This window comes from Burkholderia sp. L27(2015) (assembly GCF_009765705.1).
Lineage (GTDB): Bacteria > Pseudomonadota > Gammaproteobacteria > Burkholderiales > Burkholderiaceae > LMUX01.
On record NZ_LMUX01000024.1, the window covers coordinates 105,272 to 128,934 of the forward strand.

The following is a 23,663-nucleotide window of genomic DNA, read 5'->3' on the forward strand; positions in this document are numbered from 1 at the left end:
CTGCTCGCACCGCCGCCTGTTTGCGCACACTCCTGCAACGCAGCGGTCCTGGCAAGGTGATACTGCGCGACTTTATCTCCGACCGAAGCATCATGAAGGTTCAGGATGCTCATAATGCTGAACACCACGAAAGCCACGAGACCGGCCGCACCGAGCCCGAAGAACCCTACGATGAACCACTTCGGCGGCGGAGCCGCTGGCCTCGAATCGTCGTCGTTCGTATGGAGTGTCGGTGAATTTGTCATCGTCGTTTTCCATGCGCCGGCGGACCGGCTTTTTCCTTGGAACGGCGACGCATTACCGTGCAGCAGGCTCAAGAGCGTAGTCAAACGGGAGATCATTGGGTCTCGCCCTGTGGAAAATATATCCACTTGCCGACTGTATGGTATGAAAGCTCGGTAATACCCGATTAAAGAGAGCGGGTTGTTCGACCAAGCCGGGTGCCCCATGTGACAAATACCAGCGCCATCCCTGTGAGTCGGTGCAGACAAGCTGGTGCACCCTGTCTTGTCCACCGCCGTTTCCCAATGTGTTGCTCCAGTTATCCTCGCGAGAGGAACAGTTAGCCAAAGAGTATTTCAGTTTGCCGCCTACTGAAAAAGACAGGCTCGTTGGACTTACTGCGATAAGACTCACCGTTTGTGCCTGCAACGAGGGGTCATTCGAGCTATCAGTAACGACGAATTCACCTTCGAACTCGGTTGCGTAGCTCTTATCCGATACCTGTGCGGTCGTACATCCAGCTAGCAAGCCAACTCCTACATACAGCGCGATCGCGATTGCTGCGGCTCGAAGATCGCTACGGGGCAACTGACCAGTGCCGTTGGCCTTAGCATTGCGAATATGATGGTTCATGTCTTCCTTTTTTCCTATGGCCGGCGGAGCTGCCCCATGTCGTCAAGCGTTAGCGCGCCGCTTTGCACCGCCGCCGTCACCGCGCTCGCCACTTCGCTGGTGTCATGGCCCATCGCGCGCAGGCGGGCCTGGAGAGCGTTGTGATGCACAACGCGATCATCGAATGAGTCGAATACGTCCAGCACTTCCTCTTGTGTAAGCACGTTGGTTTTCTCTATTTGGGATTAACAACCCGGATTTCGAAATCGCGGTCGTTGGAAACCATGGTGCCCAGCTCGTCCTCTAGATACCGCAGCCGACGATGATCGTCGCTACCGCGTTTACCGTCCGCTTCCATGCGGAAGTGCTCGTTCGCGAGTGCTCGGAGGATTAAGTTGAGGTCGCTGTTTGATAATGGAAAGATGCTGTGCATTTTCTTCCTTTGTACATGTCTAGGTACGGGCTATAACAAATTCCAACTTTGTCCAATTTTTCAGGCTGATATCGTCGTGCGTCTCTACGATCCAGGCTCCTTCGGGGTATGCGCACAAGCACAGCGAGTTGTCTGACGACAGCAATGCATCGGCTGCTTCCGAAAAATCCTCTCCTCGAGCGAGCATCGCTTTCGCAAGTTCGACAATCTCAGAGGTTACGAGCATTCTGCTTCTTTCCTTTTCATCCTACCAACGAGGTCGTTCGCTTTATTTTTTTACGCTTGCGAAAAAAAAAAAGATCCAACTCTTGACGAAGTACGCGCTTAGCGCTCGCCGTCGTTGTTGTTATCAACCGTCATCTGCCGCACCCAGTTGCTAAATTCCTGTTCGGAAATAGACGTGACGTTCGTGTACCGCGTCGCATACAAGCAAGTCGGCTTTGGATGGTGTTCCATTAGCCCATCCGTGTTGATGAATCGCCGCCCGACCAGGTGGGCAGAGTCATTCGTAACGATGCGCTGCTCAGCATCGGCGCTATCGAACCCAGCGACATAATGCACGTCCAGCTTGAACTTCGTTTCGCCTATTGGCGAAAAGCAAAGCACCGAGAAAATAAGCGGCTGTTTCGATTCCATCGAAGCTCCTATCCCTGATTAACGGCACTGCACTGCGGACCTTTAATCAAAGTATAGTACCGCTACGGTACTACGTCAATATTTTAATCAATCCTTCGATCACCTCTGGTGAAAAATTTATTCCGCGAGCACTCAGCTCGGCTGGCAGAACTCGGCGCATCATATATCGCCTCACTGCTGTAGGAGTCCGCTCCATCGAATATCCTCCCTCTGCCATTTTGGAAGGCCAGTTGTGGCGATATGCGGTGCCGCACGCGGCGTTGATTTCCTCAAGCGTGTCTTTGAGCGGCTTGCCAGCCGCCGCCTCGATTTCGAGCCAACGCTGGAAAAGCCCTTTTGAATGATTGTCTAGTACCATAGCCGTACTATATCACTTCGGTAAACGCCTGCCGCAAGATGTTCTGGTCGACCTCGACGTATCGCTGTGCCATGTCGATATCCGCGTGGCCCAAGAGTCTGGCCACCACCTCCAGATCCCCTGTTTTCGCCAAGATTTTGCTAGCAAAGGACCTGCGGCCGCTATGTGAAGAGCCAGACAGGCCAGCGGCCTGGTAGAGCCGGGTGACATAGCTCTGCAGGCTATCAGCGGCCCAATAGTCGACAACCTCTCCCGAGTCCGAAACACGCCGCTTGCGGTTAAGCGCGAACCGGTAGCCACGCCGACTCATGACAAGCGGCTGGTGAGGCTCCAAACCTCTGTATTCGACTTCGAAAGTCGTTCCGATCCCGTTAGCTATCCGGTACTCGATATACCGCTCGATGGCAGCAATAAGCCGCTCAGACGTCACGTAGACGCAGCGTTGCCGGCAGCCTTTGGTGATTGCGCTTCGCAAACTGACCTCCTGGCGCAATGTGCCATTTGCAAAGCAAATATCTGCGACCGTGACTTGAGCGGATTCGCTTATACGCAATCCAATCGCATGGCCTAGCAATAGCACCACGGCATCTCGCTCCGGATGCCGGCTATTGACCTCTGTGACACGAAGGAGATGGCGGATTTGAGCCGCCGTGAGAACTGCTGCGCGGTTGATTTTTGACATACGAGCCTCTGAATAGCCTATGGAATATCGGTGTTCAGAGACAGAACCCGTTGGGCTCTTTTTCGAGTGTACAACACCTGCCAGCAACGCAAACGAGGAAAATGGCTTACAGCATTCGGTCTTCTCGAAACGCGACACTTCAGCTCGTTGGATGACCACCGTCTAAGATGGACGAAATGCCCTTCATCATGCTGAAAACGCCTCTCCCAACTGTCGCGCCCGCTTGACCTCGTCACCATGCAGGTAAATCGACGTGGTGGCAATCGACGCATGGCGCAGATTGTCCCTGACCGTGGTCAGTTCGGCGCCGCGCGCCAAGGCATGCGTCGCGTGCGTATGGCGCATCCAATGCGGACTGGCACGCCGCAGCTTTTCCGCCAGCACCGGATGCTCGCCCTGGATCACGTCCGCCGCAGTCCCAAAGAAGCGTCGCATGATGACCCGGAGCCGCGTGCTGGTGATGCCGCTTGCGATCTCCGATTCAAGACTACCGACTAAGGAGGTTTTTGGGTCCCAGCGCGAATGTGCAATCGGCAGACCGCGCTCGGCCAAATACCGACCCAACGCGCTACGCGCCAATGGCGGCAAAGCGACTTTGGCGGCTTTGCTGCCCTTCCCCACCACGTGCAACCAGTGATCGCCTTGCGGATCGCTCCGAATGCTACCGAGCACCGCCCCGACCAGCTCGCTGGCGCGCAGACCCGTGGCGTACGCAAAATCGAGCACAAACCGCAGCCGCCGCGCAGCTGGCGGCTGCCATTCGTACGACCACTCGAGCCCGTCCGCGATGACACGCACCAAGGCCCACTCGCCGTCGGTGAAGGCGTGCGAGGTGTCGAGCAGTTCCGATTGGTTGCTGCCGCGCACCTTGAGGCCGGCGAACGGATTGGCCAGCAGATAGCGCTGCGCAATCAACCAGCGGTACATTGCCGCCAGCACGGACAATGAATACGCAATCGAGCGCGCGGACAGGCCGCCGCTAAGCGGCCGCCAGTCCGGCGCCGTGCGCGGGCGCGGTGGCCCGACCCAACGGCCGTGCGGTGTTGGTCGGCGCAGAAAACTGCGATAGGCGATCGCGTCTTCGGTCGTGAGGGACGACAAGGCGCAGTTGCGCTCGACAATCGCCCAGAGAATCAGCCGCTCGGCCTCTTTACGGTAGGCGCGCTGCGTCGACGCCGCTTCGTGCAGTGCCAGCCACGCCTGGATTGCAGCGTAGTCGTTGCTAGCGGTCAGCGTGCAGGTGTGCTGGGGAGCGCGGAAGGTCCCGCGCGAACCATCGACCTCGTGTGGCAGGCGCAACTGCTCCCAGGGGACGATCCCTGCGCGATCCGACGCCACGATCAGCGCGCGGGCGCGCTCGGTCAGTTGGGGGTGTTGGGCAAAGAAGCGCTCGATGTGCCGCGCGCTGGCCTGCCCGAGCCCCGGCACCGCGGACCACCAGCGGCGCCGGCGCGGAATGCGTACCGTGAGGTCGGCGAGCGTATCGATGCGGTGGGCCCGCAGTGCCCGCACGATGCGCGCCGCAAACCAGAGGGCGACGTCGTCGCTGATGCGCGGTTCGGTCGCCGGCGAGGATCGCAACAGCTCGATTGCCTGCCCCGCCGCTTTGGCACGCGCTACGCGCTCGGCCGCGTCGTGCTGCAACACTGCCACGAGATCCGGGCGTTGGCGTACCCGCGCAAGCTCAATCAACGTGCGGCGGATCCCGCCGATGATCGCGCGCGCCGAGAGACCAGGTCCAAGACGGTCGTTTAGATAGCGCTCGACCGCTTGGCGGGTGCTCAGCCCCGCGTACCAGCCGCGCAGCGCGGCAAGCGCGGCATGATCCGGAAAACCGAACGAATCGGGCTCGGGCGATGGCAAGGCGGCAGTGTGACGCGTTTTCATACGGGGTAGTTTAGACGAAAAATAGAGCTATTGTGATAAGAAGAATTATCTGAATAGCATCAGTTTCGCTGTGATTTCTCCGCCACTATCTTCGCCGAAACGGCATCGATTAATGCTGCACTTTGGGCGGCAGATCGATATCCGCTGATCTCATCGAATGCTTAGGCCAGTGAGCGTACCTCACGTTCGCTCAATTCCGCTTTGAGCAAGTCCGCCAGCACCAACGCGGCGGCATGATAGGCCGGTGAATCCTGCGCTGCCAGCTCGCTCAATGCCTGCGCCATGCCGTGCAGTTTGAGCGCCTTGAGCATCTCCGCCATGGCATCAAGCTGCATGATGGTTCTGCCGGTCTCTGAGCTGGTCGCAGCGATCTACGTTGGCCAGCGGCTCGAGGTCTAGCGCTAAGGCCTGAGGGGCTTGCAGCGGCGGCAGCGGTGGGCTGTCGAGCAAGCGGCTCGACCAGTCAGACGCATCACATGCTCCTTACTTACTCTTGCATAAGTTCGCCAAGCGTGATTTGTTTGATAGGAGGTCGGATTCGGAAGTATCCAACCTCCGAGGGCGGGACCGCTCGCTCAGATGCAATTAACTCCGTGACCGTAAGTCCGCACTCCCTACCCTGACATGGCCCCATCCCACAGCGGCCAAATGCCTTTAGTTGACTGGGTCCTTGACAGCCAAGCCGGATGTGCTCGCGCAGCGTTCCGGCCGTAACTTCCTCGCACCGGCAGACAGTGACGGCATCGGCCGTGACGCGATGTTCGCGTCACGGCCTGTAAAGTTCGCCGTGTGAATCGCTGAGTCAACATGGTCCAGCGCGCGCCTTGTCCGCATGTTGCGCGCCGCACATCTTTTGCGTGCTAGCATGCGGGCGGTGAAACAGTCATGCGTGATAGCGCGTACGTAGCGGATGCTTAGCATCAAAATGCATATCGCAAGGATAACGGAGAAAGCCATGTCGGGCCGGATATCACCGGCTCTCTGGGGTCGGCAGTTTCAGCGCTCGACCGAAGGGGGCATGACCCTGCAAGGGCAGATTCGCCAGATGCTGGTCACGGTCATACTCGACGGCAATTTGCCGTGCGATGCAGCGCTGCCGTCGAGCCGCGAGCTGGCCGACCAATTGGGCGTGGCGCGCAACACCGTGGTGCTGGCCTATCAACAGTTGGTGGATGAGGGTTACCTGATTTCGCGCGAGCGCAGCGGGCACTTCATTAACCCAGACATCCTCGAAGGTCGGCACGCGCCGGCCCGGGAAAACCGCGCGCGGGAAGGCGCGCAACCGGACTGGGACGAACGCTTGGCACGCCGGCCGTCGGCGCAGCGCAACATCGTCAAGCCATCGGATTGGCAGCGCTTCGAGTTTCCTTTCATCTACGGTCAGTTCGATTCCGCCCTCTTTCCCACCAGCGACTGGCGCGAATGCTGCCTCAAAGCCCTGTCGGTGATGGAGATTCGCGATTGGGCGCCTGATCTGATCGCGCGCGACGACGAACTACTGGTCCAGCAAATCCGCACCCGCGTATTGCCGCGGCGGGGCGTGTGGGCCGCGGCAGACGAGATCGTCGTGACGATGGGCGCGCAACAGGCGCTTTACCTGCTGGCGGATTTGTTGATGTCCGAGCGCACGGTGGTGGGATTCGAGGATCCCGGCTATCCGGACGCGCGCAACATCTTTACCAACCGCACGCATGCGCTGACCGGCTTGCCGGTCGATTCGGGCGGCATTACCGTCGATGCCGCGCTGGCGCGCTGCGACTACGTCTACGTCACACCGAGCCATCAGTGCCCGACGACCGCCACGATGCCGATCGGGCGCCGCGAGGCTCTGCTTAAAAGCGCGCAAGCGCATGATTTCGTCATCATCGAAGATGACTACGAAAGCGAAAACAATTTCTCGGGCACGCCTCATCCGGCGCTCAAGAGTCTCGATACCAGCGACCGCGTCATCTATATAGGCAGTCTCACGAAATCGTTCGCGCCCGGTTTGCGGCTGGGCTATATCGTCGGTCCACGCGAGCTGGTGAGCGAGGTCCGTGCGTTGCGGCGCCTGATGATTCGTCATCCTGATGCCTATGTGCAACGCGCCTTTGCGACCTTTCTGTCACTCGGCCATCACGATGCACTGCTGCGCCGCCTCGCACATGCCTATCAACAACGCGCGCAAACACTGACCGCTGCACTCGAGCGCTATCTTCCACAAGCGCGTTTCATACCTGTGTCGGGCGGCTCGTCGTGCTGGGTCATCGGCCCCGATTGGCTCGACGCGGCACAACTGGCCGTCGCCGCTGCGCAACGCGGCATACTGATAGAGCCAGGCGGAGTGTTCTTCATGACGCCTGATGCGCACCGCAATTGCTTCCGACTGGGTTTCTCGTCGATACCTATCCACAAGATCGACGCCGGCATACGCCAACTGGGCGAACTGTTGCAGGAACAGGCACCAGCCTCGCGCCCATCCATCGCGTAGCACAGCCGCGTTCCCGCTTCCCGCGATGCCTGGCCCCAGCAACGCCTTCCAACTGGAACTACGCCGCAGCGACCACCTTATCTACCGTGTGGGACATGCACCCGTTCGAATGAACGGATATCCCCATGATGTCCTTTTATTTAGTGCTCGTCGTCGGCGAAAGAGCACGTGTTAGCGGCGATGCATCGCCACTGGCACTATCGAACGTGCTCTTCTGGTACTTAGCTGTCGGCTATATAACCGGCACGATATGGAAGTTTCCAGGGGAGTTGCCATGACTACAGGCTATTCGGTCGATGCGGTCCGCAGCGACGTGTCCATGCCGTACGATCCACTTTACGATCCGCTTGTTTCGCCCATCGCCGGGCGGCCGATGGACTATGCGCCCACGTATTGGGTAGCCACGGCCGGTACACCGCCCGAAGATGACGGCCCGCTACCGGGTGATGCGGACGTGGACGTGTTGATCGTCGGCGCAGGCTTCACCGGCCTTTCCACAGCGCTCTTTCTGGCCCGCGAGCACGGCATTCGGGCGACCGTCGTCGATGCCAATCGAACCGCATGGGGCTGTACCAGCCGTAATGGCGGCCAGGGACAAAACGCGAGCGGCCGGCTTAGCCGCTCGCAATGGATCGAGCGGTGGGGTAAGGCGACTGCGCTTAAGCTCGACGCGGAAATCCGCGAAGGCTTCGATACATTCAAGCAACTGATCTCTGAAGTCCCCTGCGATCCACAACAGGGCGGACACCTCCACATCGCGCACCGTGAGCGGAAGATGGCCTTTCTGGTCAACGAATGCACGGTAATGCGCGACGTGTTCGGCTATGACGCACGCATGCTCAGTGCTCGCGAAGTTGCTGAATCGTACGTCGATGACAAAGAAAGCTGCGGCGCGTTACTGGAGCCGGACGGGATCGGCGTGCATCCGCTCAAGCTCGCGTTCGGTTATCTTCGCATGGCCAGAGCGCATGGCGTGAAGGTGCATCCGGGCACGCCGGTGCTCGGCGTCGAGGTGGTGCGAGGTGTTCATCACGTGCGTACGCCGCGCGGCGTAATTCGCGCGAAGGCGGTCGCGTTCGCGACGGGCGGCTACACGCGCAACGACATGCATAGGGAACTGGCCGCGAAAATCATGCCGATTCTCTCAAACTCGCTGGTCACGCGTCCGCTCACCGCGGACGAAATTGAATCCACCCACTTTCGCACCCATCAGGTGATCACCGATACGCGGACGTTGCGCCACTACTATCGCTTGTTGCCGGATATGCGGCTGCAGATCGGCAGTCGCAGCGCGATTACCGGTGCCGATGCCGCCAATCCACGGCACATGGCTTCGCTAGTCGAGGGGCTTCATCGGAAATTTCCGTCGCTCAGGGGTATTGGCGTCGATTATTCGTGGTGGGGCTGGGTCGATGTCAGCCATGACATGATGCCGCGCGTGGCGCAACCCGATCCGTGCCAGAACCTATTCTATGCGGTGGGCTACGGCGGAAACGGCGTGTCGTTCTCCGCGCACGCGGGACGCCGCATGGCCGAGCGTATCGCTGGCAAGTGGTCAGGGCACGACGACCTGCCCATTTACGATTCGGTTCTGGAATATCCTAACGTGATGGGCAAGGTGCGTTGGAAAGGTTTAGCGCCATTTCGCCGCGTCGGTCAGCGCTTTCTCTATCAGAGATACTTGGCGCAGGACGAAAAGCGCTAGGCACGCCATTTCGCCGATAGCTGAACACAGGCTTCGGCTCGAATCGACTTTCAACCCGCAACCAGAGTCGCATCACCATGAACCAATCGAACCAGGACTACCTTCACCTCCTCGAGATCTTCAACGATGCATGGAATCGCCACGACATCGAGGCTTTGATGAATTGCATGGCGGACGACTGTGTCTTCCACGGCGTGGCGGGCCCCGAGTTGCTGGGGCGGACCTTCAACGGAAGGGACGAGGTGCGCAAGGGTTTCACGCTTGCGTGGGAAACGTTCCCCGATGCCTCGTGGACCGAGGGGGAGCACTTCGTGAGCGGCGACCGTGGCGCCTCCGAATCGACCTTTCGCGGCACCAAGGCCGATGGCTCGCGTGTCGAGGCGCGCATGGTCGACGTGTTCACATTCAAGGACGGCAGGATCGCCGTGAAGAATGCGTATCGGAAGGATCGCCCGGCGCTTTGAATCGCTGCTCGCGCTCAATGCGCGAGAATGCCCATCGCACGCTTCTTCAAATCGAGGAAGTGCGGGTCGAACGTGACTTCCGGGGTGCGAGGCCGCTCAAGCTCGATCGGCACGTCAATCTCGACCCGCCCCGGTCGCGCCGACAGCACGATGAGGCGCGTACCGAGAACGATCGCTTCGTCGATATCATGGGTAATGAAAACGATGGTGCACCGCAGTTGTTCCCAGAGCGCTGTCAGAAACGTCTGCATCGAACTGCGGGTCTGCGCGTCCAGTGCCCCGAACGGTTCGTCCATCAGCAACACCTTGGGCTTCATGACCAGCGCGCGGGCGATCGCCACGCGCTGCTGCATGCCGCCAGACAACTCGTACGGCTTGTGTTGCGCGAAACCTTCCAGGTCGACGGTGCGCAGGATCTCTGCCGATGCCTGGCGGCGTTGCTCCTTGGGCACCGAATGCAGCGAAAGCCCGAACTCGATGTTGTCCTCGACGCTAAGCCACGGAAACAATCCGGCCTGCTGAAACACGACGACACGATCCGCGCCAGGCTGATCCTTGATCTTGCCGTCGACATAGATATTGCCGCTCGTCGGCAACGTCAGGCCAGCCAGCAGATGGAGTAAGGTGGTTTTGCCACAGCCGGACGAACCAAGCACCGTGACGAACTCGCCTCCCTGAAACTGCAGATTGATGTTTTCCAGCGCCGTGGTCGCGCCGAAGGTCTTGTACAGGGAATCGATGACGATAGTCACATTTGTCTCCGGCTGGGCGGATCCTCAGCTCAATGGGCGAGATGTTGGGAATACTGCGGCGCGACGTTGTTATCGAAGCTCGCGGGCACGGAATCGATGCGACCAATCTGGTTGAGCACCTTCGCTGTATTGACCAGCGTTTGGTACGTCGCCGATGTTTTGACGCCAGCGCCAGTCCCCATGACTTTCGGCGTGGTTTGATCCGCACCGGAGAACAGCTCGTAGCCGGCCAGTTCGCTTGTCGCGACGGGCACGGTGACGCCCGTTTCCTTAGCCATATCGGCCAAGGCATGATCCCGCTGGGTTTGCGTCATCTGGTAGCCCTGATCGAGGGCAGCGACGAAACCGCGCACCACCTCCGGATGGGATTTCGCCCAGTCGGCGTTGGCGATGCATACGTTGTAGCTCGATGCTTCGCGCGGCAGATCGCCGTCGGTCTTGATCACCTTGCCGCCGGCCTCGCGCAGCGCGCTGAATACCGGATCCCAGACGATCGCCGCGTCGATCGCACCGGTCACCCACGAGGTACGCATCTGCGGCGGCGCCATGTTGATCTGCGTCACAGAGGCGTACGGCACATGCGCCTGCGCGAGGAATGTCGCAAGCTCGAAAGAGGCTTGCGAGCCGGCAACGATGGCGATCTTCTTGCCTTTCAGCGCGGCGACGCTGTCGATTCCGCTTTCCGGCTTAACCACAATGCCAGCCGCATTGGTATAGCGTTCCTGGTTGTACACGATGGTCATCGGCAGGCCCTGCGAGATCGCGGCGACGAGCGGCGGAACACCAAGACCGCACATGAACGTCAGACTGTTCGACGCCAGCGCGCTCATTGCTGCCGGGCCCGAACTGAACATCTTGTACTGGACGTCGGCGTTCATGTGTCGTTCGAACAGATGCTCGGCCATCGACACCATGTACGGATCCGCGCCATTGTCCTCGTAGCCGATGATGACCTGTTGCTTGTCGGCGGCGTGGACCATCCCCGAGGTGACATAGCAGAGGGCGAGCAGCGCCGCAGTCGCGGCTTGAAACCATTGTTTTTTCATTTTTCAGTTCCTCCAGTCGTGGTCGTACTATCAGTTATGCTCGCGCCAAGGCACGATCAGGTTTTCGATTTTGCGAATCACCAACTCCATTGCGTATCCGATCAGCCCGATGATCACGATGCCCACGATCACGATGCTGACCTGTAGCGCTTGCCCGGCGAACTGCACGAGCCAGCCCAGTCCGCTGCTGGCAGCGATCAGTTCGGCTGCGACGAGGCAAGTCCAGGCGATGCCGATGCCGACCCGCATTGCGGTGAAAATCTCCGGCAATGCTGAAGGCAATATGACTTTGCGGAAAATCTGCCCGTTGGTCGCGCCGAGCGTACGCGCGACCGAAATACGCAGAGCCGGGGTGCTCTTGACCCCCGACATGGTGCCGATAATGATCACCGGGATCGTGCCTACCAGGATCAGGATCGCCTTGGGCAATTCCCCGATGCCGAACCACACGACCAGAAGCGGAATGTAGGCAAGCGGTGGAACCGGGCGGATGAACTGCAGCAACGGGTCGATGATGTCAAACACGACCTTGCTGCGCGACATCAGCAGTCCGACCGGAACGCCGATCACAATCGCGCCGACGAAACCGATGGCGATACGAAAACAGCTGACGTAAATATCGCCGGCCAACGACTCTCCGCCATATCCGTTGCGCAGGATGCTGACGAAGGATTGCCAAACGGCCACAGGCGACGGGAGCGCGAACGGCGGGAAGATCCGGGCCATCGCTACGGCCTGCCACAGCACGACCGAGGCCACGATGACCGCTAAAGTTAACCCGTAGGAGCCCAACCCCGCGCGCGCACGGCGATGTGTGACTTTCAGCTCGCTCTCCGACGCAGCGGGCCGTGTGGTCGTCTTGCTTTGTTCGGATAGGGTTCTCACTGCCGCCTCCTCAAGTTCCAACTACTTACTATCGACGCGCCCGAATGGCCTTCGTCATCCAGTGCACGCGCGACACACCCGGGTGTTGTGTCGGTCTACAGGGTTCGCAGGATTAGCTGAGGATAGCCGTAGACTAATAGCGGCTTCAGGCCGCCGATCGGTATCTGGGAGGTTCCGTTTTCCGTTTGGCTCCTGATCAAAAGTATAGTCAGCGCAGGCAAACACGGACCTTGGCCTCGCGCGTGACAGATATTTGTAAGTTCGCCCGTTAGTCAAGGATTGTCAATCAATAAAGACGCGGGTAGTACCAGCCGTATGGATTCTATGGATCCAGCCCGGCGATGGCTGTTCGCCTGCTATTGCGGTCGTTGCGCGAGAGAACGGCGGGCCGCCAAGGCTCTTGCGATAGAACTCCAGACAGCCTTTGCCCCTCGAGCGCGGCGGGCGCCACCCCGCCACTCTCTACATCTGCGTGGAACCCTGCCATGAAATCGGACCGAATCTGCGCAGTTGCATGTGGGCCGCCGCATTGAAATCCGCGTGGATGGCAGCGCCCTCTCCTATCGTCGTTATGACCGGCTCTCCGAGATGGATCAAGGCGCGGTGGTCGAGCACAAGCGATTGGGGCACGTACTGCAAGTGGCGCAACTGGTGCAGGCGCAGCGCGACAATCGGCGGGCCTCGACGCGCTGACCGTTCATGACGAACTTCCGGTGAAGATGTCAGACTGAAATCTATGACCTTCAGTTTCGAGTGTCAAACAATCGATCCACCGGCCCTATTCTGACGTTTCTGACAGGACTTCCTTGCCATCAGGATAGCGTATAAGTTAACCCGACACCGTTTCCATTAAGTTGGCGTTGGCGACGCTCCTGACGAACAGATTCGGCCGTCTTCAGACAGTGCTCCTGACGATGGGCGGCGCGGCGCTGAACTCGTCGCATCGCCGAACAGACCCGGCGCGACTCTCAGGTCGCAAGCTGCGCAGCCTTCGGTCTCGTCTGCACCCGGCTCACCGCCATCAGAGCGCCCAGGCTGATGATTGCCGTGCAAATCAGGTAGAAGCTGGGTGCGCTTTTGTTGCCAGTCGCGCTCAGGAGCCAGATGATGATCGCGGGCGTGAAGCCGCCAAACACGGTGACGCCGATGTTGTAGCCGATGGACATACCGGTCGCACGTGTAGCGACCGGAAATATCTCCGACATCAGCGCGGGCAAAGCGCCGAAATAGATCGACTTCAGGAGAGACAACCAGCCGACGAGCAGGAACAGTCCGGTCGCAGAAACATGCGAAACGACGTAGGAAAACGCCGGATAAGCGGTCACGATGAACAGCACGGCCACGGTCGCCATTTGCTTGCGGCGCCCGATCCTGTCAGAGAGATAGCCCGCGAACGGCGTGACGACCGTTAGGATCACGCCGTTCACGATGCTCGCGGCAAACCCCGTCGATGCTGGCATGTGCAGTTCGCGGATCGTGAAGGTCGGCACGTATTGCAGCAGGTAGTTGACAGCCGTTGACACCGTCAGCGCGCCGATCGTCGCGAGCAGCATGAGCTTTTGCTTCGTGAAGACGTCGCGCACTGGTGTCGCCGTGTGCGCGGCTTCGGTGAAACTCGGCGCGTCTTCGAGAAAGCGCCGCAGGTAGAGGCCCACCGGCCCGATCAGCAAGCCGAAGAAAAACGGAATGCGCCAGCCCCACGCCGCGAGATCGGTGGGCGCCATCAGCTTCGCGAGCGCAAAGCCGAACACGGACGCCATCAGCGTGCTCAGGCCTTGCGTCGCGAATTGCCAGCTTGCGATAAAGCCGCGCCGGTGCGGTGCGTGTTCGATCAGCATGGCCGTCGATGCGCCGAATTCGCCGCCTGCTGAAAAACCCTGGATCAGCCGTGCAATGAACACGCCGGCAGGCGCGGCGAGGCCGATCGTCGCGTAGGTGGGGATGAGGGCGATGATCGCCGTGCCGATCATCATCAATCCCACCGATACCATCAGCGAGCGCTTGCGGCCGCGTTTGTCGGCGTAGGCGCCGAGCATCATGCCGCCTAGCGGACGCACGAGATACGAAGCGCCGAACGAGCCGAAGGTGAGCAGCATCGAGGCGGTTTCGTTCGCCGTCGGGAAGAAGTTCTTCGCGATGTAGACGGCGAAAAACGCGTAGATCGCGATGTCGAACCATTCGAGCGCGTTGCCGACCGAAGTGGCGAGCACGATCTTCGTGAGGCTGATGGGCTTTTTCGTCATGATGACCTACTTGGGAGAATTGACAGAATTGACTTTGCGGGTTGCAACGATCGCGGCGCCGGTCTCGCCGAGATCCCACCAGAGACCGGCCATCACGCCGAGCGCTTCGTGCGCCACCGAGCCGAGCAGATGCTCGTTCGGCGCATGCTGCGCGCACGCCGGATACGAATGCGGGACCCACAGCGTTGGCTGGCCGAGTGTGTGGGCGAACACGTCGTTTGGCACCGTGCCGCCGAGGTTGGGCAATAGCGCCGGCTTTTTCCCCGTAGTTGCGCGCATCGAGTCGAGCGCCCAGTGGACCCACGGATCGTCGAGGTCGAGGCGCGTCGCGGGCGTGCCGCGCGTCACGCTCACCTGGACGTCGCGAAAGCCAAGCCGCGCAAAATGTGCTTCGAGATGCTCGTCGAGCCGCTTCCAATCCGTGCCGACGACAAAGCGCAACTGGCACACCGCTTTTGCAACCGGCGGGATCGCGTTGACGGGCGCGTCGGCGTTGCCGGACTTGAACGCGAGCACTTCGAGCGCATTCCAGGCGATCACGCGTTCGGTCGGAGTAAGGCCGGGTTCGCCCCACGCCGGGTCGATCTGGGGGGAATCCTCGTCGCGGCCGAGTTCGATATCGGCGAGCGCGTTGCGCACCACGTCAGATACGGGCGGCGGACGCAAGCCCTCCACCACGATCCGGCCATTGCGGTCGACGAGGCTCGCGATCGCATGCGACAGAACCACCGCAGGATTCTTCAGAACGCCGCCCCAGTTGCCCGAGTGGTGACCGCCTTCGCGCAGATCGACGAGCAGTTCGAACGCCACGCCGCCGCGTGAGCCGAGAAAAAGCGTCGGGCGTTCAGCCGAGACGCGGGGGCCGTCGGAGGCGAGAAACAGATCAGCGGCGAGCGCCTTCTTTTCCGCTTTGCAGAGCTCGTTCAGACCCGGCGATCCAATTTCCTCACCGGTTTCGAAAATCACCTTCAGGTTGTAGCCGAGCCGGCCGCCCCGCGCCTTCAGCACGGCGGCAAGCGCGGCGAAGTTGATCGAATGCTGGCCCTTGTTGTCGGCGGTGCCGCGGCCGTACCAGCGGTCGCCGTCGATGGTGACGTCCCACGGCGTGAGGCCGCTCTTCCACTGTTCGTCGTAACCGCGCACGACGTCGCCGTGACCATAGGTCAGCACCGTTGGCAGACCGGCGTCTTCGTGGCGTTCCGCGATCAGAAAGGGCGCGCCAGCCGCGGCTGGATTCTCGACGATACGGCTCGCAAACCCAAGTTCGCACAGCACCGGTGCGATTTCATCGGTGAGATAGGCGTGCAGCGTTTGCGCTTGCGATGTGTTCTGGCTTTCGGTCCTGAACGCGACGCGGCGCTTCAGGTCTTGAAGCAGGATGCCCGAATCGAAGGCTTGGAATGCATTCTCGATGGCCGCGGCGCGGGTGTTCTGGCTTGCCGTCACAGTCTCTCCTTGGATCACTGATTTCGAACGAGTATAGGAACGCCAAAAATTCGCAACAATTTCAATATTTGCGGGTAGCATTGCCAGAATGGCAACACAAGGGACGAGGTCGATTCATGCTGCATGGCATCGCTTTACGGTATTTCGTCGAAGTCGCGCGCACGGGGTCGCTCGCGGCCGCGTCGGCGAACCTGCACGTGGCGGTATCGGCGATCAGCCGGCAGATCGCAAAACTCGAACAGGAAGCCGGTACGCAGCTGTTCGAGCGCATGCCGCGCGGCATGGTGCTGACCGAATCGGGTGAGCTGCTCGCGCAGCACGCGCGGCGCGCGCTGCTCGACGGCGACGCCGTGCTCGGCGAGATTTCCGCCGCGCATGCGCTCGGCAGCGGCATCGTAAGGATTGGCTGCACCGAAGGCTTTACACGCTCTTTCCTGCCGGGCACGCTCGCCGCCTATCACGCCGTGCAGCCGCACACGCGCTTTGTGCTGCGCGCGGGCACGCCGGCGCAGGTGGAGCATTGGGTCGCGATCGGTGAAGTCGATCTGGGCGTCGCGTTCTCGACCGCGAGTTCGACGGCCGTGCGCGTCGAATACAGCGTGGGGGCACCGGTTTGCGCGCTCATCGGGGCGTCACATCCGCTCGCGGATAAGGACGTGCTGACCCTCAACGACCTGCTCGCCCACCCGATTGCGCTCCTCGAACGCGGGACGACGGTGCGCCAGTTGATCGACTGGTGCTGCTCGGTGCATGGCAAAAGCTTCGAGCCGCTTTTGACGAGCAACAATTCGAGCGCGCTGCATGCGTTCGCGTCGCTGACGGGCGCGATCACGCTCGGCAGCCGGCTCGCGTTGCGGGGAATGGGCGGCGATCTTTCGCTGATCGCCAAAACGATCGACGAGCCGTTGTTGAATCAGCGTCGATTGCAAGTGACGGCGATGAACGAGCGGCGCCTGTCGGCGTCGGTCGAGCGGTTTCTGACGGCTTTGAAGACCGCGCTGGAGTCCGCGCTTGGGTGATGCGCCGCTCGGCTGGAATCACATCAGTCTGACAGGGGACTACGTGTGGCACGCCAACAAGTGGGTCGGGCAGGGTCAATTCCGGCCATTGCGCGCTAAAGTACGACAGCGACAGCACAGCTTGCAGATTGGCATCGCTGTGCCCACCGCCCCCAAGTGACGAACGTGGATTGTTCGCGCGCGTCACTTCCCTGCGGACACAGGCGCATTCATCAACACCGGCCGGCGGCTCGCACGATCCTGTTTGAATCCCCAGAAGAACGTCACGGCGAGGCAAGGCAAGAGCGACGCAATCGAATAGGCAACCCCCGCCAACTGGTTGCCGGTCAACGCGACCAGCGACAAACTGATCAACGGCAGAAATCCACCAAACAGGATATTGCCCAGTTGCTGCGCAAGCCCGAATCCGGTGGTCCGGCTTTGCGGCGGAAAGCACTCTGCGATAAAGGCGGGCAACGGCGCCATGATCAGCGCGGTCAACACCGCGAGCACGGCAATCAGCAACGAGACCATCGCCCACGACGCATCGAGCGCGCTTGCGCGGATTCCTGCAAAAACCGGATAAGCGCAAGCCATCCACAAGAGCATGCCGATGAACATGACGCGCGCACGGCCGATCCGATCGGACAGACTGCCGAACACGGGATACATCGGCGCGGCGACGACGATGCCGACCGCAAGACACAGACTGGCGCGGGTTGGCTCGACCTTCAGCACGTTCTGCAGGAAGTACAGCATATAGACGATTGATGTGTAGAGCGAAACCGAGGTCCCACCCTGCGCACCGAACATCGCCACCAGAATGGACTTCCATGACGTCGTACTCGTCAGCGTTTCGGCCAGAGGCGATTTCGAAAGACGTCCGCTCTGTTTCATCTCAACGAACACCGGCGTCTCTTTCATTCCCAACCGGATCAGCGTCGCGATAGCCACGATCGGTGCCGAGATCAGGAATGGCACGCGCCAACCCCAGCTAGCAAACGCGTGAGCGTCGAGCGTGAGCTTGAGGATCGATACGATCGCCAATGCCAGCAGCAAGCCGATGCTCGCGGTGCTCTGCAATACGCTCGTGAGCATGCCCCGCTTGCCGGCCGGCGCGTACTCAACTACATAGACGACTGCCGATCCATACTCGCCACCGAGTGCCACGCCTTGCGCAATGCGCAGAATCAGCAACGCGATGGGCGCGAACACACCCGCCTCTGCATAGGTCGGTAAGCAGCCGATACCGACCGTCGCAATGCCCATCAGCGCCAGCGTGACGACGAACGTCCGCTTGCGTCCGATCCGGTCGGACATAGGGCCGAAGATAATCGTACCGAGCGGTCGCGCGAGAAACGCGATGCCGAAGGTCGCGACGCCGGCAAGCGACGCGACGGTCTTGTTCTGCGACGGCAGGAACAGTTGCGTCAACGTGCCGGTCAGCGCCACATAGACAAAGAAATCGTAGTATTCGAGCATGGTCCCAAGGCTCGAGGTCGTGATGATCTTCAACATCTGGCGTAACGTCGCAGGCTGATTTTGATGCATATCCATGATTGTCTCCTTCCATTGCTTTTTTATTTACGTGACCTCGAGCGCGCCGTCTGCGGGCGCGTTACTCAAGAAACCGGCGTACCGCTACCTTGTGTTCGTCGCCACAAAGCAGAATGGCTTGCATCGATGCGGCGATCTCCAGTGCCATCGACAGCGGCGCTTCCGCCGATAGGCGCACGAGCTGCTTGGCCATCCGCAGTGCGCGCGGCGGGCTGGCGGCGATCTTTTCGGCAAGAGCTTCCGCCTCCGTATGCAGCTCGTCATCAGGCACCACGTGTGAAACAATCCGCAGATCAAGCGCGGAACGTGCGTCGATAAATTCGCTGGTCAACGTCAGCTCCATCGCTTTGGCCGCACCGACGATCTTCGCAAGAAACCAGGCGCCGCCAATGCCTGATACCAGGCCGAGGCGTAGAAAGCTCTCTGCAAAGCGCGCATTCTCTGAGGCGATGCGCAGATCGCACATCAACGCGACATCGAGGCCTGCACCCACCGCAGCGCCGTTAACGGCTGCAACAGACGGAACCTGCAGCGAATGCAGCGCCCGGGTAATGCGATGCAAGCTGCCTGTGAGACGTTCACGAACCGCCTCGACCGAGCCTTGCATCAGGTCCGCGCCAGCGTCCATATCCTTTACATTGCCGCCCGTGCAAAAATGCCTACCTGACGAACGAAGTAGAACGCAGTGCACATCGGGCAACGCGTTCGCGCTTTCGAGCGCGTTCGCCAATGCTTCGGTCATCGCGACGTCGAGCGCGTTGCCGGCTTTCGGCGCATTCAGCGTGACTGTCAGTACGCCATTGGCGATGCGAGTCAAGACAAGACCTTGAGCTTCGAGCCATTCAGGTGTCGTGTTATTCATTGTCTAATAGATCGTCCAAATGCGTCACTTGTTAAGAAATTCCGGCGCTCGCTTCTGCAGAAACGCCGCCATGCCTTCCTTCTGATCATGCAACGCGAAGCCCGCGTGAAAGAGGCGTCGCTCGAACAGAAGTCCTTCGTTTAACGACGACTCGAATGAGCGACCTACCGCTTCCTTGATCGCCATCACCACCGGTAACGAATGCCTTGCGATCGAACTGGCGATATCGAGGGCTTCGGCGACCAGCTGTTCCCGTGTCACGACCTTCGAGACGAGACCCGCAGCCAGCGCCTGCTGCGCTGAAACAGACGCGCCTGTCAGGCACATTTGCATCGCCATCGACTTGCCCACTGCGCGCGGCAATCGCTGCGTGCCGCCCGCGCCGGGCACGATGCCGAGCTTTACCTCCGGCTGCCCGAACGTGGCGCTGTCCGCCGCGATTACGATGTCGCACATCATCGCCAGTTCGCACCCACCGCCAAGCGCGTAGCCTTGAACCGCCGCAATCAGTGGCTTACGATGCATACGGATGCAATCCCAGTTCCTGCCAACATAGTCCTGCCGGAACGCGCCTGCATAATCAAGTACCGACATCGCTGCGATATCGGCACCAGCAGCAAACGCCTTGTCCGAGCCGGTGATCACGGTGGCATGTACCGAAGGATCGGCGTCGATCCGGCCAAGCGCATCCCCCAGTGCATCGACGAGTTCATCTGTCAGCGGATTTAATGGATTCTCCGATGCAAGCCGCAGCAACACGACATTCCCATGCGGTTCGACAAGTACGGGCACACGCTTCACAACCCACCTCTCAAAGGGAAGCCGGCGCACACTGTGCGGCGGCGATGCGGATCACTCCGCAGTTGAGCAGATCGGCGATCTCTTCATCGGGGATGCCGTATTCGCTGAGAACTTCGATCGAGTGCTGTCCGACAAGCGGTGCGGCAACGTCCTGCGCCCGTGCTTCGTCCGGTTTGGCGATCGCGAAGCCGGGCATCCGCACCTTTCCCGCAACCGGATGATCGACGCTCGTATCGATCCCGCTTTCGCGATACTCGTGAGAATTCACCACTTCGCTGTAGGTCGAAACCGGTGCGCACAGAATGTCGCGCGCGGATAACAGGCTGATCCATTCAGTCGTGGTACGGGTCCGAAAACACTCGCTCAGCGTCTGGCGTAACGCCGCCCGATTGTGGACACGGTCTGCATTGGTCGCAAAGCGCGGGTCGGATTCGAGATCCGGCATGTCGAGCACTTCGCAAAGCGACGCCCATCTGTCCGGGTGATAGGCTGCAATCATCAGCCAGCCGTTGCCGGTTGGGAATGCCTCGTTGGGGGATGCGTAAGGCGCGGCACTGCCGACCTTTTCCGGGTCGATGCCCGAGGCGAGAAAAGACGTGAAGCCGACCTGCTGCAGCATGATTGCCGCATTGAACAGGCTCACGTCCAGATGTTGACCCGGCCGGCCATAACGGACCTCGTGCAGCGCTGCAAGCACTGCAATGGTGGCCATATAGCCGCCCACCATGTCCGCTACCGGAACCGGCACCTTCAGCGGTTCCGAGCCGGGTTCACCCAGAGTACTCATGAGCCCGCTGACCGCCTGAATGATTCCGTCCACGCCTGGACGACGGCGCGACGCACCAGTCTGTCCAAACGCGGATATCGAGCAGTAGACGAGCTTAGGGTTAGCGGTTTCGAGCGATGCGTAGTCCAGCCCTAACGTGTTCATGACGCCAGGCCGGAAGTTCTCAATGATCACATCGGCTTGCCAGGCCATCTTTCTTATCGCCTGTCGACCTGCGTCGGTTTTCAGATCGATCGCCAAGCTGCGCTTGTTGCGGTTGACGCTCAGATTCGCAACGCTTTCCCCGTTGATCCAGGGCGGCCCGATCTGGCGTCCGAGCTCACCCGACGGCGGCTCGATCTTGACGACATTTGCGCCGAGATCCGCAAGCATCATCGAGCAAACGGGTCCGGCCAGCACGTGTGAAAAATCCAGCACACGTAAGTCTCGAAGACTGTCTCTTATCATGTTTTCCTATCCTGTCCAGCGACGCAAACGACGTTCGCGTTGCCGGTTTGCAGTTACTGAGAACAGAATAGGGAGCGCACGGCGTGCGGGCAAACGACTTTATCGACCGCACCTTTTGACTTTTTGTAAAGACATTGCCTCCGGCAGAAAACGTCAATCGCGTATGACCGTAGCGAGCCACTCGCGAAACGCGCGCAACGCCGCGGTCTGCCGTTTTCCTGACGGCCATGCGAAATAATAGGTGTGCGCGCCACGATCGAGCACCGGTCCAAAGGGAATCACCAGCGTGCGCTCGGCGAGGTCCTTTTCCACAAGTGCTTTCTGCGCGATCGCCACGCCGTGTCCCTCGATCGCCGCCTGGTATGCAAGCAGCGAAGTCTCATAGCGCATGCCGCGCTGCGCGTTGATCCTCGACAGTCCCGCGGCCTTCAGCCATAGGTCCCAATCATCGGCTCGCGCGAGCGAATGCAGCAGCGTTTGCCGTTCGAGCTGCTTCGGTTTTTTCAACGCGTGCGTGGGCGCAACCACCGGCACCAGTTCGTTGGGAATCAGGCGCTGCGTGTTCATTCCTGGCCAGTCACCACTACCGAGCTGGATACCCGCATCGATATCTTCGCGCTCGAAATTCAACGGTACCGACGACGTGGTCAGCTGCACATCGATGCCTTGATTGAGCCGGTGAAAACCTGCCAGACGAGGAATCAGCCAGCGCACCGCAAACGTGGCCGGCGAGCGGATGCGCAGCACGTTGCCGCTTTGGCTGCCGGATCTGACGGCTTCCGTTGCCGCGCGCAGCGTGGCGAAAAGCGGTATCAGATCGGACAGATACCGCGCACCCGCCGAAGTCAGCGCGAGACCGCCGCGTACCCGCTCGAACAGCGGCGTCTGCAGAAAGTCCTCCAGCGCCCTGACCTGCCGGCTCACCGCTGCCGGCGTGACGGACAGTTCGTCGGCGGCCTTCGAAATGCTGAGCAGGCGCCCGGCCGCCTCGAAAGCGCGCGTGGGATTGAGCGGCGGCAGCGGATCGCGGCGAGCCATGTTCGAAGTTTCCTTAAGGATGACCGTCAGTGCGACGACACGAAAATCGATGGCGGCCCTTCATCTGGCCACGCGAAATTACGCTTCATCCGCGCGATTTCCTGCAATGGGCTGCCGCCGAACAGCCGCTTAAATTCGCGGCTGAATCGAGACGGGCTTTCGTATCCGACCTGTGCACTCGCCGCCGCTACGGTCATACGTTGTCGCGCCATCAGGAGGCGCGCCTGATGCAGCCGCGTGGACTTGATGTATTGAAGTGGCGATGTATCCGTCATCGTCTTGAAGTGCGCGTGGACGCCGAGATAGCCGCGCTTACGGCCCTGGCAAACGATCACGATGCCTGGCTCGTAGAGCACCGGCGTTCTGGTGAGCGGCCGGTTGGATCGCAGAAACCGGATGTCGGGCAGCGGCGAAAGGTTATAGCCCTCATTGGGCGCGAGTTCGAGCAACAACTCGATCATCTGTTGGCGTAAGCGCGCCTGCAATTTCGATTCGGATTCCATGGCGGCACGAAGACTAGCCCTATCGGGCGACAGGGGCAGTCTCGCACGCGGGAGCACAAATCACCAGTGACTCATAGGATCAGGCAAGAATGACAGACGAATGCACGTTCGCAGCACGGCCCCGTAGTGGAACCGCTGGCGCACTATCTATCACCAACAGTTACTGCGCTTTTGTCGCCGCGGCCTGAAGCATGGCGGAGCCGATGACAGTTTCTCCCTCTTTGTTCAGGGCCAATGCGGCGCCTTGTATGTCGCGTACTTCCTTGTTCTGGCCGAGTTTGATCTTCCCAACCAGGCGGGTGATTTCGATCTCCAGCCCAACGATCGCCTTGAGCATCGTATCAATGTAATCGCTGGAACTGTCCGACATCTTCCACGGGCGGGGTTCCGATGCCTCTTGGGTACGAGTGAGGCGGCCGACCACAGCTCGGACATAGCGCTCGTCATCGCGTATCGTCACCCGGCCATGGGCATGGACCACCCTGTAATTCCATGTCGGCACCTGCTTGTGGAATTCATGCTTGCTTGGGTACCAGTTAGGAGAGATATACGCATCGCCTGCTCGAAACACGACCAGCACCTCGTCGCCGTTGGACACGTCCTGCCAGACCGGATTCGCCCTCGCCACGTGGGCACTCAGAACGCCGAGAGTTCCTTGAGTTGCGTGCAGCTCGAAGGGGATGTGATTGGCGTCCAGACCGCTTTTGCCGTGCGTGAAAAGGGTGCCAAACGGATTGGTCGTGATCAGACCGTGGAGCACCTCGGTGCGCCGTTCTTCAAAATGGCTTGGTACGTACATGTCGGCTCCGTGAATATAGCAATGCGCCTG

The 23,663-nt window shown here is 60.2% G+C and carries 24 protein-coding genes and 3 pseudogenes; 5 read left to right on the forward strand and 22 right to left on the reverse strand.

Annotated elements, in window-relative coordinates:
* The 10 genes and pseudogenes from GSQ77_RS26815 to GSQ77_RS26860 form a co-directional block, all read right to left on the reverse strand.
* On the reverse strand, positions 1 to 245 hold a 245-nt coding region (locus GSQ77_RS26815), incomplete at its 3' end, for a hypothetical protein (protein ID WP_158906795.1).
* A gap of 52 nt (positions 246 to 297) precedes the next feature.
* A complete protein-coding gene (locus tag GSQ77_RS26820; RefSeq protein ID WP_158906797.1) occupies positions 298 to 855 on the reverse strand; it encodes a hypothetical protein in 558 nt (185 codons plus the stop codon).
* A gap of 14 nt (positions 856 to 869) precedes the next feature.
* Positions 870 to 1,058, reverse strand: a complete 189-nt coding sequence (locus GSQ77_RS26825) for a hypothetical protein (protein WP_158906799.1) — start codon at positions 1,056 to 1,058, stop codon at positions 870 to 872.
* Between the two features lie 11 nt (positions 1,059 to 1,069).
* The gene (locus GSQ77_RS26830; RefSeq protein WP_158906801.1) at positions 1,070 to 1,267 is read right to left on the reverse strand and encodes a hypothetical protein; all 198 of its coding nucleotides are present in this window, start codon (positions 1,265 to 1,267) and stop codon (positions 1,070 to 1,072) included.
* A gap of 324 nt (positions 1,268 to 1,591) precedes the next feature.
* Complete coding sequence (locus GSQ77_RS26835) at positions 1,592 to 1,903, reverse strand: hypothetical protein (RefSeq protein ID WP_158906803.1); 312 nt, start codon at positions 1,901 to 1,903, stop codon at positions 1,592 to 1,594.
* Between the two features lie 70 nt (positions 1,904 to 1,973).
* Positions 1,974 to 2,261, reverse strand: coding sequence for a hypothetical protein (locus GSQ77_RS26840; protein WP_158906805.1), 288 nt, complete (start codon positions 2,259 to 2,261; stop codon positions 1,974 to 1,976).
* Positions 2,262 to 2,268: 7 nt separating this feature from the next.
* Positions 2,269 to 2,943, reverse strand: a complete 675-nt coding sequence (locus GSQ77_RS26845; protein ID WP_158906807.1) for a site-specific integrase — start codon at positions 2,941 to 2,943, stop codon at positions 2,269 to 2,271.
* 186 nt (positions 2,944 to 3,129) lie between these two features.
* Positions 3,130 to 4,830, reverse strand: a complete 1,701-nt coding sequence (locus GSQ77_RS26850; protein ID WP_158906809.1) for a phage integrase family protein — start codon at positions 4,828 to 4,830, stop codon at positions 3,130 to 3,132.
* A 164-nt stretch (positions 4,831 to 4,994) separates the two neighbouring features.
* A pseudogene (locus GSQ77_RS26855) lies at positions 4,995 to 5,165 on the reverse strand (ATP-binding protein); the annotation flags it as partial.
* A gap of 152 nt (positions 5,166 to 5,317) precedes the next feature.
* Positions 5,318 to 5,611 (reverse strand): annotated as a pseudogene (locus GSQ77_RS26860) ((2Fe-2S)-binding protein); the annotation flags it as partial.
* Between the two features lie 174 nt (positions 5,612 to 5,785).
* Between GSQ77_RS26860 and GSQ77_RS26865 the strand changes: the two are divergent.
* The 3 genes from GSQ77_RS26865 to GSQ77_RS26875 all read left to right on the forward strand — a co-directional run bounded on the left by GSQ77_RS26865 (position 5,786) and on the right by GSQ77_RS26875 (position 9,469).
* Positions 5,786 to 7,300, forward strand: a complete 1,515-nt coding sequence (locus GSQ77_RS26865; RefSeq protein ID WP_158906811.1) for a PLP-dependent aminotransferase family protein — start codon at positions 5,786 to 5,788, stop codon at positions 7,298 to 7,300.
* A 274-nt stretch (positions 7,301 to 7,574) separates the two neighbouring features.
* A complete protein-coding gene (locus tag GSQ77_RS26870) occupies positions 7,575 to 9,005 on the forward strand; it encodes an FAD-binding oxidoreductase (protein ID WP_158906813.1) in 1,431 nt (476 codons plus the stop codon).
* A gap of 77 nt (positions 9,006 to 9,082) precedes the next feature.
* A complete protein-coding gene (locus GSQ77_RS26875; RefSeq protein WP_158906815.1) occupies positions 9,083 to 9,469 on the forward strand; it encodes a nuclear transport factor 2 family protein in 387 nt (128 codons plus the stop codon).
* Positions 9,470 to 9,483: 14 nt separating this feature from the next.
* On the opposite strand, the gene GSQ77_RS26880 is transcribed toward GSQ77_RS26875, so the two are convergent.
* Genes GSQ77_RS26880 through GSQ77_RS26890 form a run of 3 tightly spaced genes read right to left on the reverse strand, consistent with a single transcriptional unit; the run spans position 9,484 to position 12,152 of the window.
* Complete coding sequence (locus tag GSQ77_RS26880; RefSeq protein ID WP_158906817.1) at positions 9,484 to 10,221, reverse strand: ABC transporter ATP-binding protein; 738 nt, start codon at positions 10,219 to 10,221, stop codon at positions 9,484 to 9,486.
* Positions 10,222 to 10,250: 29 nt separating this feature from the next.
* Positions 10,251 to 11,267, reverse strand: a complete 1,017-nt coding sequence (locus tag GSQ77_RS26885) for an ABC transporter substrate-binding protein (RefSeq protein WP_158906819.1) — start codon at positions 11,265 to 11,267, stop codon at positions 10,251 to 10,253.
* A gap of 30 nt (positions 11,268 to 11,297) precedes the next feature.
* Positions 11,298 to 12,152, reverse strand: coding sequence for an ABC transporter permease (locus GSQ77_RS26890; protein ID WP_254067842.1), 855 nt, complete (start codon positions 12,150 to 12,152; stop codon positions 11,298 to 11,300).
* Positions 12,153 to 12,677: 525 nt separating this feature from the next.
* Here GSQ77_RS26890 and GSQ77_RS26895 point away from each other — a divergent pair.
* A pseudogene (locus tag GSQ77_RS26895) lies at positions 12,678 to 12,830 on the forward strand (ISNCY family transposase); the annotation flags it as partial.
* 290 nt (positions 12,831 to 13,120) lie between these two features.
* Here GSQ77_RS26895 and GSQ77_RS26900 read toward each other — a convergent pair.
* On the reverse strand, positions 13,121 to 14,398 hold the full coding sequence (locus GSQ77_RS26900; protein ID WP_158907059.1) for an MFS transporter: 1,278 nt from the start codon (positions 14,396 to 14,398) through the stop codon (positions 13,121 to 13,123).
* 3 nt (positions 14,399 to 14,401) lie between these two features.
* Positions 14,402 to 15,841 carry a M20 family metallopeptidase gene (locus GSQ77_RS26905; RefSeq protein WP_158906821.1) on the reverse strand — a complete coding sequence of 480 codons (1,440 nt, stop codon included), beginning with the start codon at positions 15,839 to 15,841 and terminating at the stop codon, positions 14,402 to 14,404.
* 116 nt (positions 15,842 to 15,957) lie between these two features.
* On the opposite strand from GSQ77_RS26905, the gene GSQ77_RS26910 reads away from it, so the two are divergent.
* Positions 15,958 to 16,860, forward strand: coding sequence for a LysR family transcriptional regulator (locus GSQ77_RS26910; protein ID WP_158906823.1), 903 nt, complete (start codon positions 15,958 to 15,960; stop codon positions 16,858 to 16,860).
* A 183-nt stretch (positions 16,861 to 17,043) separates the two neighbouring features.
* Here the strand turns inward: GSQ77_RS26910 and GSQ77_RS26915 are convergent, their stop codons facing one another.
* The 7 genes from GSQ77_RS26915 to GSQ77_RS26945 all read right to left on the reverse strand — a co-directional run bounded on the left by GSQ77_RS26915 (position 17,044) and on the right by GSQ77_RS26945 (position 23,633).
* Complete coding sequence (locus GSQ77_RS26915) at positions 17,044 to 18,396, reverse strand: MFS transporter (protein WP_158906825.1); 1,353 nt, start codon at positions 18,394 to 18,396, stop codon at positions 17,044 to 17,046.
* 61 nt (positions 18,397 to 18,457) lie between these two features.
* On the reverse strand, positions 18,458 to 19,258 hold the full coding sequence (locus GSQ77_RS26920; RefSeq protein WP_158906827.1) for an enoyl-CoA hydratase-related protein: 801 nt from the start codon (positions 19,256 to 19,258) through the stop codon (positions 18,458 to 18,460).
* A 24-nt stretch (positions 19,259 to 19,282) separates the two neighbouring features.
* Positions 19,283 to 20,059 (reverse strand): enoyl-CoA hydratase-related protein, encoded by a 777-nt coding sequence (locus GSQ77_RS26925; RefSeq protein WP_158906829.1) that lies wholly within the window; start codon positions 20,057 to 20,059, stop codon positions 19,283 to 19,285.
* A gap of 10 nt (positions 20,060 to 20,069) precedes the next feature.
* Positions 20,070 to 21,293 carry a CaiB/BaiF CoA-transferase family protein gene (locus GSQ77_RS26930; protein WP_158906831.1) on the reverse strand — a complete coding sequence of 408 codons (1,224 nt, stop codon included), beginning with the start codon at positions 21,291 to 21,293 and terminating at the stop codon, positions 20,070 to 20,072.
* A 153-nt stretch (positions 21,294 to 21,446) separates the two neighbouring features.
* Entirely contained in the window at positions 21,447 to 22,331 is an 885-nt protein-coding gene (locus GSQ77_RS26935) for a LysR substrate-binding domain-containing protein (protein WP_158906833.1), read from the reverse strand.
* A 26-nt stretch (positions 22,332 to 22,357) separates the two neighbouring features.
* Entirely contained in the window at positions 22,358 to 22,792 is a 435-nt protein-coding gene (locus GSQ77_RS26940; protein WP_367889705.1) for a helix-turn-helix domain-containing protein, read from the reverse strand.
* 202 nt (positions 22,793 to 22,994) lie between these two features.
* Positions 22,995 to 23,633 (reverse strand): FMN-binding negative transcriptional regulator, encoded by a 639-nt coding sequence (locus GSQ77_RS26945; protein WP_158906836.1) that lies wholly within the window; start codon positions 23,631 to 23,633, stop codon positions 22,995 to 22,997.
* Between the last annotated feature and the right edge of the window lie 30 nt (positions 23,634 to 23,663).